This window comes from Roseateles sp. (genome assembly GCF_052436255.1).
Lineage (GTDB): Bacteria > Pseudomonadota > Gammaproteobacteria > Burkholderiales > Burkholderiaceae_C > Pelomonas.
Window position 1 is genome coordinate 1 of the sequence record NZ_JBQVNP010000158.1, and the last position, 11,893, is coordinate 11,893.

Consider the following 11,893-nt stretch of genomic DNA (forward strand, 5'->3'; position numbering starts at 1 on the left):
GGCACGCTGGCGCTGCGCGGCGCGCGGCCGCTGCTCGGCGCCCTGCCCGCCCAGGCCGCGCCCTATGTGATGCCGCTGTGGGTGGACGACCCGGAGCCGGTCTACGCCGCCCTGCGCGCGGCCGGCTGCGCCGTGTTCCGCTGGGACCGCGTCTGGCCCGGCGTGCCCGCCTTCCACGACGACCACGGCGCGCGCTGGCGCACCCATGTGCTGCAGTTGCTCTGCCACCAGGACCTCGACGACGCGATGCTGGCCCGCAGCTGCGCCGTCCTGGCCCAGACCCTGAGAGGTTGAAAACCGCTCACCCTTTGACCCGATGACCTCCACCACCGACCGCCCCGCTTCCAAACAGGCCCGCTCGCTCAGCGGCCTGGCGCCCTTCCTGCGCCCCTACCGGCTGCAAATCGGCCTGGCCCTGCTGCTGCTGGTGCTGGCCGCCCTGGCCACGCTGGCCTTCCCGCTGGCACTGCGCGGCCTCATCGACGCCGGCTTCGAGGCCAGCAACCCCGGCGAGAAGCTGATGGCGCTGCGCGAGCATTTCCTGGCCATGTTCGCGGTCGGCGCGGCGCTCGGCCTGTTCTCGGCCTCGCGCTTCTACATGGTCACCTGGCTGGGCGAACGCGTCACGGCGGACCTGCGCAATGCCGTCTACACCCATGTGCTGCGCCAAAGCCCCGAGTTCTTCGAGACCACGCAGACCGGCGAGGTGCTGAGCCGCATCACCACCGACACCACCGTCGTGCAGACCGTCGTCGGCTCCAGCCTGTCGATGGGCCTGCGCAACACGGTCATGGGCATTGGCGCCCTCACCATGCTGATCGTCACCAACCCCTACGTGATGGGCCAGGTGCTGGGCATCCTGGTGCTGGTGGTGGCACCGGCGCTCTACTTCGGCCGGCGCGTGCGCAAGCTCTCGCGGGCCAGCCAGGACCGCGTGGCCGACACCTCGGCCATTGCCGCCGAGGTGCTGAACGCCGTCACCATCGTGCAGAGCTACACGCAGGAAGGCGCCGAGGCCAGGCGCTTCGCGGCCGCCAGCGAGGCCGCATTCGACACCGCGCTCAAGCGCACGCGCATCCGCAGTTTCATGGTCGCCTTCCTCATCACCGCCGTCTTCGGCGCGATGCTGTGGGGCCTGTACCAGGGCACCCAGGCCGTCATCGCCGGCACCATCAGCGCCGGCCACCTGGGGCAGACGGTGGTCTATGTGACCCTGCTGGTCAGCAGCGTGGCCGTGCTGGCCGAGGTCTGGGGCGACGTGCTGCGCGCGGCCGGGGCGACGGAGCGCCTCATCGAGCTGATGGAAGCGCGCTCGCCGGTGGCCGATCCGGCGGCGCCCAAGGCGCTGTCCACGACGACCGGCGGCTCACGCGTGGAGTTCGACGCCGTGCGCTTCAATTACCCGTCACGCCCACTGACCCCGGCGTTGGACGGCATCAGCCTCGACGTCGCCCCCGGCGAAACCGTCGCCCTCGTCGGCCCCAGCGGCGCCGGCAAGACGACGCTGTTCCAGACCTTGTTGCGCTTCTACGACCCCCAGGCCGGCGCCATCCGCCTGAACGGCGTGCCCACCCGCGACCTCAGCCTGGCCGACCTGCGCCACAACATCGGCCTGGTGCCGCAGGACAGCGTCATCTTCTCGACCACGGCGATGGAGAACATCCGCTACGGCCGGCCCGAGGCGACCGACGAAGAAGTCATCGCCGCTGCCAAGGCCGCCTTTGCCGACGACTTCATCCGAGCCTTGCCGGAGGGCTACCAGAGCTTCCTGGGCGAGCGCGGCGTGCGCCTGTCCGGCGGCCAGCGCCAGCGCATCAGCATCGCGCGGGCCATGCTGAAGAACCCGCCGCTGCTGCTGCTGGACGAGGCGACGAGTGCGCTGGATGCGGAGAGCGAACGGGTCGTTCAGGCGGCGCTAGAGGCGGCGATGCAGCACCGCACGACTCTGGTCATTGCGCACCGGCTGGCGACGATCCAGAAGGCGGATCGGATCGTGGTGCTGGAAGCGGGGCGCATTGTGGACATCGGGCGGCACGACGAGCTGGTCGCGCGCGGCGGGCTGTATGCGAAGTTGGCGGCGATGCAGTTTGGGTTGGTGACAGAGGCGGGCGCCGCTGGCTGAGGGGCGCGCAGTTGAATGAGCCATGGGCATGAACGTCAACCTGACTCCTCAGCTCGAGGAACTCGTGCGCGCAAAAGTGGACTCGGGCATGTACTCCTCTGCCAGCGAGGTGGTGCGCGAGGCGCTTCGGCTGATGGACGAGCAGGACCGCCTTCGGCATGCCAAGCTGCAAGAGCTGCGCCACGACATTCGCCAGGGCCCCGACAGCGGCGCCAGTGAGCCCTGGGACGCCGAAGCCGTGAAGGCCAAGGCGCGTGCCCGTCGCGCTACCAAAGTTGCGACCTTTTGAATGGCGCGCGTTAACCGGAGGCCGCTGGCGGAAGCCGACATCCTCACCATCTGGGACTACATCGCCGAAGACAGCATTGCCGAGGCTGACCGCTGGGCAGACAGGCTGGACGAGACGTTTTTGCTGTGGGCGGCTACCAACCGATAGAAGAGCTCCAGACACGCGTAAACGGGGTCAATCACCAGCTGAGGCTCGTGGCTCCCAACGAGCGCTCCCGAGCCAGCGCAGTTGATCGGCCGCCGGCTGGTGCCCGCCTCCCCGTGGCTTCACGAACAAGCCACGGTTGGCTGCCGCCCCGCAATGCTGTGCCGGCTCAACCGATCCTCACCCGCTCTCCACCGGCGCAGGGCCAGCAGCGCAGTACCCATGCCCATCAGCGCCCATGTCGCGGGCTCGGGCACCGGTGCCGACAGCGCGAACGCCGCATAGCTGCCGGACTCCAGCCACACCGAGGCCCCGGCCGGGGCGTCGAACTGCGTGACGGTCGTCGGCAGGAAGACCGCCTCGGCCACCGCGCCAGCGTTGAAGGACCGCGCTTCGCTTTCCATCGAGCCGACGAGGTAGAAGGTCTCGCCATAGTTGAAGGGAATGTCCACCCACAGGCTCTTGTTGACCGTCGTGCTCGTCGTGCTCATCAGCTTGAGGTTGCCGAGGCTGGCGAACCGTGTGGTGTCGTAGTCACAGTCGTCACCGGGCTCGCAGGCCCAGGCGAGGAACTGGTTGGAAGGATCGACGACATTGGCAGCGCTGTCGGTGCTGAGGATGTTGAGGTAGGTGCCCGCATGGCCGACAAGGCCGGTGTCGCCCGGTGTGCCGGTGATGGTGAAGCTGCCTTGCACGTTCAAGTTCATGCGCAGCACGCCACTGCCGCTGCCTCCGGTCACCGTGAAGCCCTCGACCCAGGTGGACGACGCGAGCACGAGGGCCTGCCGCGTGTTCTCTCCGACGTTCAGCCCGCCGACGGCGCGCGCCTGGGTCTGGTTGATACCCATCGACGTGGTCGCCGTAGCACTGTATTTGCCCGGCACGTGCCAATGGAACTGCCAATGCCCCGTCGTGGGGGTGTCCACCACCCAGCGGTAGTGGTCCAGACCGTTGGCGAAAAGACTGGCGGACGGCTGACCCTGCGCCGCGGGGGACCCGCCCATGGGCGAATAGATGACGACGCCGTAGGGCTCCGCGGCGGTGTAGGCATACGAGTCGGTGCTGACCAAGGTGTAGACCTCGGCGCTGCGCGCGTTGCCGGCGGTTGCCAGGGCGGCGGCCGTGACCAGGGCGGCAATAACGAATTTGTGCATGGAGTACTCCGGACAGAGAGGTCTGCCAATCTAGCGACTCGCCTTCGCCGCGCATCCTCAGAGTTGAGGAGTGCCGCCCGCCGTGAAGTCTCAAGTCTGAATCCCGACCGACTACGTCGCTGTTCACTGCGGCGCACGGCTCGAAGCTGTCGGCGTCGGTCAGGTAGCCCGCGCCTCGGTGAGGGCGCTGCAATCCCACCCCGGCAAAATACGGGCATCCCGCACATTCGCCACCCGTGCGCACGGCGATCGAAACCCCGACGTTTCAGAAGCAGGCCGCCAAGCTGTGGGGTGACGCTGAACGGGTCGAGTTCATCGAATGGATCGCCGCCCACCCGACAGCGGGCGACGTGATTCCCGGCGCGGACGGCGCGCGCAAGCTGCGCTGGAGCCGCGCCGGCTCAGGCAAGTCCGGTGGTGCGCGGTGATCTATTTCCCGGGAGGTGAGAGCTTTTCGTCCATGCCCGCCTTGCGCATCAAAACACCCTCGCCCGTCGTTGCAAATGCTCGCCATAGCCCGCCATGGCTGCGCTTCGCGCCTAGTTCGAGGGCGTTGTGGCGCGCCTCTCGGGTACGTCTGAAGAACTCTCACCCTCCGAGCGACGAGGAAGTCGTGCTGCTGGTGGCGGTCTATGCCAAGGCTGCCGTCAGCAATATGAGCCGTGCCGATATCAAGAAGGTGGTTTGACATGGCCAAGAAGTTCGCCATCGAAGCAGTGGCGCAAGCCATCGAGGCGGACGCCGGCGAGGCGCTGCCCGATCTGCGTCAGGCGCTCAACGAAGCCCAGGCTGGCGAAGGACGCGTCACCACGCCGGAGCAGATGCTGGTGCGGCAGGCGCGGGAGAAATCGGGGCTGACACAAGCCGCCTTTGCCGATCGCATCGACACGCCGGTGGCGACGCTGTGTGATTGGGAGCAGGGCCGTTTTTCGCCTCTCGGCGCGGTGGCCTGCCTGATGCGCTTGATCGTCAATCATCCGGAGCTGGCTGAAGAGTTGACCGCATGAGCGGGCGTCAGACTGCAGGCGCCTCACGGTGATACTGCCCCCATGCAACGCCGCCCCCTCCTCCAAGCCCTCGCGCTGAGCCCGCTGGCCAGCGCCTTCGCCACCAGCGCCCAGACGCGCCAGCACGGCCGCCCGGCCGCCGGCTACGGCCCGCTGCGGCCGGTGGCCGACGAGGCCACCGGCCTGCCGCTGCTGATGCTGCCCGAGGGCTTCCGCTACCGCAGCTTCGGCTGGGCTGGCGAGGCGCTGGCCAATGGCGGCGTGGTGCCGGACGCGGCGGACGGGATGGGGATCGTCAAGACCGAAGGCGAGGTGTTCACGCTGGTGCGCAACCACGAGATCTTCGGAACCGGCGGTGGCTTCGGGCCGGCGGCCAGCCAGTACGACGCGCGCTGCGACGGCGGCACGGTGACGCTGCGCTACGACCGTGCGGCCGGCAAGCTGCTGGAGGTGCGCGGCTCGCTGTCGGGCACGCTGGTGAACTGCGCCGGCGGCATCACGCCCTGGGGCAGCTGGCTGTCGTGCGAGGAGATCGTCACGCCGGCCGGGCACGCGGGCCAGGCGCGCGGCAAGCCCTTCAGGCTGGAGAAGCCCCATGGCTTCGTGTTCGAGGTGCCAGCCGATGGCGCCTCCAACGCGCGGGCGCTGACGGCGCTGGGCCAGTTCAAACACGAGGCCGCGCTGGTGGATGCCGACGGCACGGTCTACCTGACCGAGGACGCACGACCGGCCGGCTTCTACCGCCTGCTGCCGGCCAAAAAGGGCGACCTGGCGGCCGGGGGGCGCCTGCAGATGCTGCGCGCCCGCAAGGCCCCCGACCTGCGCAGCGGCCTGAAGCCGGGTCAGCAGTTCGACGTGGACTGGGTCGACATCGAGCGCCCCGCCGACGGCGTGGGCGGCAACGGCCACAACGGTGTGCTGCTGCAGGGCCAGGCGCAGGGCGGCAGCCTGTTCACGCGCCTGGAGGGGCTGGACGCGGGGCGCGACGAGCTCTTCTTCACCAGCACCGACGGCGGCGATGCCAAGGCCGGCCAGGTGTGGCGCTTCATCCCCAGCCAGCAGCGGCTGGAGCTGTTCCTGGAGTCACCGGGCGCCAGCGTGTTCGACTACCCCGACAACCTCTGCCTGCACCCGCGCAGCGACCTGATCGTCGTGTGCGAGGACAGCAAGCAGCCGGTGCAGCGTCTCTACGGCCTGAAGCGCGGGGGCGGGCTGGCCGGCCTGTTCGAGCTGGCGCGCAACAACGTGCAGCTGGCCGGCGGCGAGCTGGAGAAGCAGCCGGGCCTGAAGGGCGATTTCCGCGGCGCCGAATGGGCCGGCACCTGCTTCAGCGCCGACGGCAAGACCCTGTTTGCCAACGTCTACCGGCCTGGCTTCACGGTGGCGATCACAGGGCCGTTCACCGGCTGATCCGTCACCGGGCGCGGGGCCGGGTGCGCGAAACCGGCCTGCCACAGGCACTCGCGACGTGCAAAACTTCGGCCCGATGACAACGCTGTACAACCGAGGTGCATCCGACACCCGGGCACCCGGCGCTCCAGGCCCGGGCATCATCCACAGGAGACCCCGTGCACTCATTTGCTATCCCCCTGCGCCGCATGACGGCGGCCTTGTTCAGCGGCCTCGTGCTGGCCCAGGCCGGCACGGCACTGGCGGACGTCAGCCCCCTGTCCATCCGCGGCAACCAGCTGCTCGCCGGGGGCCAGCCGGCCAGCTTCGCCGGCAACAGCCTGTTCTGGAGCAACACCGGCTGGGGCGGGGAGAAGTACTACAACGCCGAGGTGGTGGGCTGGCTGAAAGGCGACTGGAAGTCTCGGCTCGTGCGTGTCGCGATGGGCGTGGACGACCCAGGCGGCTACCTGCACGACCCGGCCGGCAACAAGGCGCGGGTCAAGGCGGTGGTGGACGCCGCGATCGCCAACAACATGTACGTCATCATCGACTGGCACAGCCACCATGCCGAGGACTACCGCGCCCAGGCCGTGGCCTTCTTCGAAGAGATGGCCCGCACCTACGGCAAGAACCCTCACGTCATCTACGAGATCTACAACGAGCCGTTGAACGTCTCCTGGAGCGGCACGCTCAAGCCCTATGCGCAGGCGGTGGTGGACGGCATCCGCGCCATCGACCCGGACAACCTCATCGTCGTCGGCACACCCAACTGGTCGCAGGACGTGGATGTGGCCTCCCGGGACCCGCTCGCCGGCACCAACATCGCCTACACGCTGCACTTCTACGCCGGCACGCACGGCCAGGCGCTGCGCGACAAGGCCCAGACCGCGCTGAACAACGGCGTGGCCCTCTTCGTGACCGAATGGGGTTCGGTCGACGCCAGCGGTGATGGCGCCGTGGCGCAAGCGCAGACCTGGGCCTGGGTGGACTTCATGAAGACCCGCGGCATCAGCCACGCCAACTGGGCGCTCAATGACAAGGCCGAGGGGGCATCGGCCCTCGTGCCGGGCGCCAGCGCGCAAGGCAGCTGGTCAGCGGGTCAGCTCACCCCTTCGGGTGCCCTGGCCAGGCAGATCATCAGCAGCTGGCCCGGCGTACCCTGCGCCTCGCCGCCTGCGCCCGGGCAGCGGTGCGGGCCCTGAATCCAGGCAGGGCGGCGCGGCGCCCGCGCGACGACAGCGCAGGCCGTCAAGGGCATCCTGCCCCGAACACCTCGTCCCCCCACGCCGGATAGTCCACGAAAGGGTTGCGGTTGCCCTGCCGCTCGACGATGCGGCTGTGGCGGCGGATCTCGGCCGCATCCACCGGGTCGGCGCGGTGCCAGGCCACCAGCGTGCAGCGCCTGCCGAACAGGTTGCCGCTGGTGCCGACGTTGTCGGCCAGCTCCAGGTTGCCCACACCGGTGCTGTCGCCGCCCTCGTAGCGGATGGCCATGTAGAACATCATGCGGGCCACGTCGCCCTTGACGGCGGCGCGCGGCTCGAAGCTGTCGGCGTCGGTCAGGTTGCCCGGCGCCTCGGCGATGGCGCTGCCGCCCCAGTCGAAGTCCTTGTTGCCGCGCGTGCTGTTGACCGACACGTCCTCGGGGCGCAGGTGGTGGATGTCGGTATGCGCCCATTGCCCCTCGTCGGGGAAGCCGTGGCTCTTGGCCCAGACATGCTCGCGGTTCCAGGCGTCCTGGTCGCTGGAGTTGACCCCGGCGTTGTGCGTCTTGGCCTGCGAGCGGGCGGTGTAGAGCAGCAGCACGTTGGCGGTGTTGGCCGGGTCTTCGTCGGTGTACTTCAGCGCCTCCCACACGGCCGAGTAGCTCATGCGCACGTGACCGTGCGCGGCCGCGGTGTTGAGCGCACTGCGCAGCGCCACGCCGGTCTTGCCGATGGCGTTGACGTAGTAGGTGTCGAAGCCCGGCCAGGTGGCGCCGCCGGTCGGCGGCTGCGTGAACGACGCCGTCAGCGCGACGCCGGCGAAGGCCTTGAAGCCGTACAGGCCGATGTAGTAGCTGGTGGCCTGCGGCTGCGCGAAGGAGCAGGTCTCTTCGTTGCCCACCACCAGCGGGCGGCAGTCGTAGGCGGATGCGCTGGGCTCAGAACCGGCGCGCACATACAGGTCCACCGCGCCCGTGCCGCCGCTGGTGCGCACGGTCAGGTTGGTGGCGCCCGCGGGCACGTCGATGCGGTAACGCAGCCAGGCGCCAGCTGCGGCCGCCTGGTTGCTCACGGGCACGCCGGCTTGCAGCGTCACCGTGGTCGGCGTGCCTGTGGCGGTGTTGTAGTTGCCCAGCAGGCTGGCGCCGCTGTAGGCGCGGTAGGCCTGCACGCGCACGTGGTAGGTCGCGGCGGTGGGGCTGGTGAAGGCGCAGCTCTCGGCGTTCGTGCCGCCCTCGGAAGCGCAGTCGTTGCTGCTGCTGGTCGCGGGCGCGCCGCGGCGCACGTAGAGGTCGGCGTCGCCCGTGCCGCCGCTCAGCGCGAAGCTGAGCTGGGTGGCGCCCGCTGGCACCACCAGGGTGTAGTCGCGCGTGGTGTTGACCGCGCCCGACAGGCCGGTCACGGCCACGCCCTTGGTCAGCGCGGTCTGCGCCTGCGCGGCCGGCGCCGCAGTCAAGGCAGCCGCGGCCACCAACGTTGCCATCCAATCCCAACGACCCATCATGCACCTCCCGGGTTTTGACTAAGCCGTAAAAGATAGCGAGGCGTGGTGACGGCCGGGTGACTGGGCCGCCACAGTCGGGTTTCTCATAGCTGCAAGCTGGGGAGCGGGTTTGCGAGAAGCGGCCAGGAGGCACGGCTTGGCGCACGAGGCAAGCGCATAATTCATGCGCATTCCCTATGGAGCCTTGTCATGTTCAGAACCGCCGACGCCCCGAAGCGAGCCGCCAACCTCAGCCTGAACAGCAAGGTGCTGGACATGGCCAAGGAATTGGGCATGAACGTCTCCGCCACTGTCGATGCCTTGCTGGCGGCCGAAGTTGAGAAGCGTTACTGGGCGCGCTGGAACGAGCAGAACAAGGAAGCCATTACGCACTACAACGCCCGGATCGAACGCGAAGGTCTGCCGCTTGCGCAGTACCGCACGTTCGCACGGGACGAGTGATGCCGCGCTTCGACGTCTACGCCAACCCGGCCAATCGCGAACGCAAGGAAACGCCGTTCTTCCTGGACGTTCAAAACGAGTACATCAATGGCCTGGGAACGCGCATCGTGATCCCTTTGCGGCGCGAGGCCGCGTTCGGCCCCCGGGCGCAGCGGTTCAATCCGCTGGTCACCGTCAATGATGAAGTCCTCGTCCTCGATACTGCCGCCCTCGGCGCCGTGCCGCTGAGCCTGCTCAAGCAACCGGTAGTCAACCTCCGCGTCCACCGAGACGACATCACCACCGCCCTCGAAACCCTGTTCGGCGCCTTCTGATGACCCACCCTTCTCAATACGAAGACTTCATGCGCCATGTGTTCGAGCACGGCGTGCAGAAAAGCGATCGCACCGGCACCGGCACGCGCAGCGTGTTCGGCCACCAGATGCGCTTCGACTTGGGCCAAGGTTTTCCGCTGGTCACGACCAAGAAGGTGCACCTGAAGTCCATCGTGCTGGAACTGCTGTGGTTCCTGCGCGGCGACAGCAACGTGAAGTGGCTGCAGGAGCGCGGCGTGACGATCTGGAACGAATGGGCGCGCGAGGACGGCGACCTGGGTCCCGTCTACGGCGTGCAGTGGCGTTCATGGCCCACACCCGACGGCGGCCACATCGACCAGATCGCCGACGTCGTGAAGACGCTGAAGTCCAACCCGGACAGCCGTCGCATCATCGTCAGCGCCTGGAACGTGGCCGACCTGCCCAAGATGGCGCTGATGCCCTGCCACGCCTTCTTCCAGTTCTACGTGGCGGACGGCAAACTGTCCTGCCAGCTCTACCAGCGCAGTGCCGACATCTTCCTGGGCGTGCCCTTCAACATCGCATCGTATGCGCTGCTGACGATGATGCTGGCCCAGCAGTGCGACCTGGCGCTCGGCGACTTCATCTGGACCGGCGGCGACTGCCACATCTACGACAACCACGTGGAGCAGGTGCAGACCCAGTTGGCCCGCGAGCCGCGCCCCTACCCGACGATGACGATCAAGCGCCGGCCGGCGTCGATCTTTGACTACGAGTTCGAAGACTTCGAGCTGAGCGGCTACGACCCGCATCCGGCCATCAAGGCGCCTGTGGCCGTATGAGCAGCATCACCTTGGTCGCGGCCGTCGCCACGGACGGCGCCATCGGCCGCGACAACGCGCTGCTCTGGCACATTCCCGAGGACATGGCGCGCTTCAAGGCGCTGACCGTGGGCAAGCCCGTCGTCATGGGCCGCAAGACCTGGGACTCGCTGCCGGCCAGGTTCCGGCCGCTGCCGGGGCGACGCAACCTCGTCGTCAGCCGCGCGGTGCGCGAGCTGCCGGGCGCCGAGGTGTTTACCAGCCTGGATGCGGCACTGGCCGCCTGCACCGGGCCCGAGGTCTGCGTCATTGGCGGCAGCGAGATCTATGCGCTGGCGCTGCCGCTGGCTGACAGGCTGGCGCTGACCGAGGTGGATGCGGCCTTCCCCGACGCGGACCGGCACTTCCCCGCCTGGCCGCGCGAGCAGTTCGCCCAGACCCTGCGCGAACCGCACACCAGCGCCAATGGCCAGCGCTTCGACTTTGTCGACTACCTGCGCCGACGCTGACTGACCGCCGCCAGGCCGCTCAAAGCCAGCCCGGCCGCAAACGCGGCATAGACCAGCACCAGGCTGCGGTTGGAGATGCGCTTCTCGAAGCCCGGCGTGAGCCGGTCCGGCACGCAGGCCAGGTCGACGACCGCTGCCACCGCGCTCACGGCCACGGCATCGGCGACGGCGGTCGTGCGCGTCGCCGTACCGCGATGCTCGCGGCGCCTGCGCAGGCTCTCGTAGAGCCCGCTCCACAACAGCGCGGCGGCGTAGTGCACACCCGTACCGGTCAGCGTATAGCGCGCTGACACGCCGTCTTGCCGCAAGGCCTTGCGGGGCCACAGCCAGTGGCTGACGGCATTCAGCGGCGCGGCGGCGCTGCCCGTGTCGGTGCGACCACGCCAGGCCAGCACGGCGGCGGACAGGCTGCTGGACAGCAGGTCACTGACGAGCAGGCGCCCGGCGAGGTGGGTCAACAGACTCTTCATGGCGGCGGCCCCTACGGATCGGTATCGCCACGGCTGGCAAACATCGCTCCCAGGGCATGCGGCTTGCCACGCCAGCGGCATGAAAATCCTGCTGACCGGCGCCACCGGCCTCATCGGCAGCCGGCTGCTGCGCCAGCTGCTCGACGCTGGACACCGGGTGGTCTGCGCAGGCCGCAGCGCGCCGGTCATCGAGCATGGCCGCTGCAGCTGGTTGAAGCTGGACTTCGCCGCCACGCCGACGTCGGTCTGGGTGCTGCACCTGCAGGGCGTGGACGCGGTTGTCAACCTCGTCGGCCTGTTCCGCGAGAGCGCCTCGGCCACATTTGCCGCCCTGCACACGAGCGGCCCGCAGGCCTTGTTCGATGCCTGCGCCAGCGCGGGCGTGCGGCGCGTCGTGCAGGTGTCGGCGCTGGGGGCCGATCGGCAGGCCGGGACCGCCTTCCTGCTCAGCAAGTACGAAGCCGACCGCCATTTGCTCGCGCTGCCGCTGGACGCCTGCGTGGCCCAGCCGTCGCTGGTGTTCGCCCCCGACGGCCTGAGTGCCCGGCGCCTGCTGGCAC

At 68.8% G+C, this 11,893-nt stretch carries 16 protein-coding genes and 1 pseudogene; 14 read left to right on the forward strand and 3 right to left on the reverse strand.

Annotated elements, in window-relative coordinates:
- From ACT6S0_RS23405 to ACT6S0_RS23420, 4 genes and pseudogenes are all read left to right on the forward strand, one after another.
- Window positions 1-294 (forward strand): annotated as a pseudogene (locus ACT6S0_RS23405) (hypothetical protein); the annotation flags it as partial.
- 22 nt (window positions 295-316) lie between these two features.
- Complete coding sequence (locus tag ACT6S0_RS23410; protein ID WP_444766164.1) at window positions 317-2,122, forward strand: ABC transporter transmembrane domain-containing protein; 1,806 nt, start codon at window positions 317-319, stop codon at window positions 2,120-2,122.
- Between the two features lie 28 nt (window positions 2,123-2,150).
- Window positions 2,151-2,411, forward strand: coding sequence for a type II toxin-antitoxin system ParD family antitoxin (locus tag ACT6S0_RS23415; protein ID WP_444766165.1), 261 nt, complete (start codon window positions 2,151-2,153; stop codon window positions 2,409-2,411).
- Window positions 2,412-2,558 (forward strand): hypothetical protein, encoded by a 147-nt coding sequence (locus tag ACT6S0_RS23420; RefSeq protein WP_444766166.1) that lies wholly within the window; start codon window positions 2,412-2,414, stop codon window positions 2,556-2,558.
- Between the two features lie 119 nt (window positions 2,559-2,677).
- On the opposite strand, the gene ACT6S0_RS23425 is transcribed toward ACT6S0_RS23420, so the two are convergent.
- Window positions 2,678-3,709, reverse strand: a complete 1,032-nt coding sequence (locus ACT6S0_RS23425) for a PEP-CTERM sorting domain-containing protein (protein WP_444766167.1) — start codon at window positions 3,707-3,709, stop codon at window positions 2,678-2,680.
- Between the two features lie 236 nt (window positions 3,710-3,945).
- Here ACT6S0_RS23425 and ACT6S0_RS23430 point away from each other — a divergent pair, with 236 nt between their 5' ends.
- The 5 genes from ACT6S0_RS23430 to ACT6S0_RS23450 all read left to right on the forward strand — a co-directional run bounded on the left by ACT6S0_RS23430 (window position 3,946) and on the right by ACT6S0_RS23450 (window position 7,310).
- Window positions 3,946-4,137, forward strand: coding sequence for a hypothetical protein (locus ACT6S0_RS23430; RefSeq protein WP_444766168.1), 192 nt, complete (start codon window positions 3,946-3,948; stop codon window positions 4,135-4,137).
- A 32-nt stretch (window positions 4,138-4,169) separates the two neighbouring features.
- Window positions 4,170-4,397 (forward strand): hypothetical protein, encoded by a 228-nt coding sequence (locus ACT6S0_RS23435; protein WP_444766169.1) that lies wholly within the window; start codon window positions 4,170-4,172, stop codon window positions 4,395-4,397.
- A 1-nt stretch (window position 4,398) separates the two neighbouring features.
- Window positions 4,399-4,716: a helix-turn-helix domain-containing protein gene (locus ACT6S0_RS23440; RefSeq protein WP_444766171.1), complete on the forward strand. Its 318-nt coding sequence runs from the start codon at window positions 4,399-4,401 to the stop codon at window positions 4,714-4,716.
- 42 nt (window positions 4,717-4,758) lie between these two features.
- Entirely contained in the window at window positions 4,759-6,126 is a 1,368-nt protein-coding gene (locus ACT6S0_RS23445) for an alkaline phosphatase PhoX (RefSeq protein ID WP_444766172.1), read from the forward strand.
- Window positions 6,127-6,284: 158 nt separating this feature from the next.
- The gene (locus ACT6S0_RS23450; protein ID WP_444766173.1) at window positions 6,285-7,310 is read left to right on the forward strand and encodes a glycoside hydrolase family 5 protein; all 1,026 of its coding nucleotides are present in this window, start codon (window positions 6,285-6,287) and stop codon (window positions 7,308-7,310) included.
- Window positions 7,311-7,356: 46 nt separating this feature from the next.
- Here ACT6S0_RS23450 and ACT6S0_RS23455 read toward each other — a convergent pair whose 3' ends face one another.
- The gene (locus tag ACT6S0_RS23455) at window positions 7,357-8,814 is read right to left on the reverse strand and encodes an endonuclease (protein ID WP_444766174.1); all 1,458 of its coding nucleotides are present in this window, start codon (window positions 8,812-8,814) and stop codon (window positions 7,357-7,359) included.
- A gap of 192 nt (window positions 8,815-9,006) precedes the next feature.
- Here ACT6S0_RS23455 and ACT6S0_RS23460 point away from each other — a divergent pair, with 192 nt between their 5' ends.
- The 4 genes from ACT6S0_RS23460 to ACT6S0_RS23475 are packed head-to-tail and all read left to right on the forward strand — an operon-like array spanning window position 9,007 to window position 10,863.
- Window positions 9,007-9,258 (forward strand): type II toxin-antitoxin system CcdA family antitoxin, encoded by a 252-nt coding sequence (locus ACT6S0_RS23460; protein WP_444766175.1) that lies wholly within the window; start codon window positions 9,007-9,009, stop codon window positions 9,256-9,258.
- Window positions 9,258-9,572, forward strand: a complete 315-nt coding sequence (locus ACT6S0_RS23465) for a CcdB family protein (RefSeq protein WP_444766176.1) — start codon at window positions 9,258-9,260, stop codon at window positions 9,570-9,572. The genes ACT6S0_RS23460 and ACT6S0_RS23465 overlap by 1 nt, the downstream gene beginning before the upstream one ends.
- Window positions 9,572-10,375 (forward strand): thymidylate synthase, encoded by an 804-nt coding sequence (locus ACT6S0_RS23470; RefSeq protein ID WP_444766177.1) that lies wholly within the window; start codon window positions 9,572-9,574, stop codon window positions 10,373-10,375. Before ACT6S0_RS23465 ends, ACT6S0_RS23470 begins: the two co-directional genes overlap by 1 nt.
- Window positions 10,372-10,863, forward strand: coding sequence for a dihydrofolate reductase (locus ACT6S0_RS23475; RefSeq protein WP_444766178.1), 492 nt, complete (start codon window positions 10,372-10,374; stop codon window positions 10,861-10,863). The genes ACT6S0_RS23470 and ACT6S0_RS23475 overlap by 4 nt, the downstream gene beginning before the upstream one ends.
- Here ACT6S0_RS23475 and ACT6S0_RS23480 read toward each other — a convergent pair.
- Window positions 10,845-11,333 (reverse strand): hypothetical protein, encoded by a 489-nt coding sequence (locus tag ACT6S0_RS23480; protein ID WP_444766179.1) that lies wholly within the window; start codon window positions 11,331-11,333, stop codon window positions 10,845-10,847. The two genes, ACT6S0_RS23475 and ACT6S0_RS23480, sit on opposite strands and share 19 nt — an antisense overlap.
- 79 nt (window positions 11,334-11,412) lie before the next feature.
- Between ACT6S0_RS23480 and ACT6S0_RS23485 the strand changes: the two genes are divergently transcribed.
- Window positions 11,413-11,893: NAD-dependent epimerase/dehydratase family protein (locus tag ACT6S0_RS23485; RefSeq protein ID WP_444766180.1), on the forward strand; the 481-nt coding region annotated here is incomplete at its 3' end.

Excerpts from the sequence above, each read along its gene's own strand:
- ACT6S0_RS23410 (WP_444766164.1), top strand. The coding sequence starts at position 317 with ATGACCTCCACCACCGACCGCCCCGCTTCCAAACAGGCCCGCTCGCTC.
- ACT6S0_RS23415 (WP_444766165.1), top strand. The coding sequence starts at position 2,151 with ATGAACGTCAACCTGACTCCTCAGCTCGAGGAACTCGTGCGCGCAAAA.
- ACT6S0_RS23420 (WP_444766166.1), top strand. The coding sequence starts at position 2,412 with ATGGCGCGCGTTAACCGGAGGCCGCTGGCGGAAGCCGACATCCTCACC.
- ACT6S0_RS23425 (WP_444766167.1), bottom strand. The coding sequence starts at position 3,709 with ATGCACAAATTCGTTATTGCCGCCCTGGTCACGGCCGCCGCCCTGGCA.
- ACT6S0_RS23435 (WP_444766169.1), top strand. The coding sequence starts at position 4,170 with ATGCCCGCCTTGCGCATCAAAACACCCTCGCCCGTCGTTGCAAATGCT.
- ACT6S0_RS23440 (WP_444766171.1), top strand. The coding sequence starts at position 4,399 with ATGGCCAAGAAGTTCGCCATCGAAGCAGTGGCGCAAGCCATCGAGGCG.
- ACT6S0_RS23445 (WP_444766172.1), top strand. The coding sequence starts at position 4,759 with ATGCAACGCCGCCCCCTCCTCCAAGCCCTCGCGCTGAGCCCGCTGGCC.
- ACT6S0_RS23455 (WP_444766174.1), bottom strand. The coding sequence starts at position 8,814 with ATGGGTCGTTGGGATTGGATGGCAACGTTGGTGGCCGCGGCTGCCTTG.
- ACT6S0_RS23460 (WP_444766175.1), top strand. The coding sequence starts at position 9,007 with ATGTTCAGAACCGCCGACGCCCCGAAGCGAGCCGCCAACCTCAGCCTG.
- ACT6S0_RS23465 (WP_444766176.1), top strand. The coding sequence starts at position 9,258 with ATGCCGCGCTTCGACGTCTACGCCAACCCGGCCAATCGCGAACGCAAG.
- ACT6S0_RS23470 (WP_444766177.1), top strand. The coding sequence starts at position 9,572 with ATGACCCACCCTTCTCAATACGAAGACTTCATGCGCCATGTGTTCGAG.
- ACT6S0_RS23475 (WP_444766178.1), top strand. The coding sequence starts at position 10,372 with ATGAGCAGCATCACCTTGGTCGCGGCCGTCGCCACGGACGGCGCCATC.
- ACT6S0_RS23480 (WP_444766179.1), bottom strand. The coding sequence starts at position 11,333 with ATGAAGAGTCTGTTGACCCACCTCGCCGGGCGCCTGCTCGTCAGTGAC.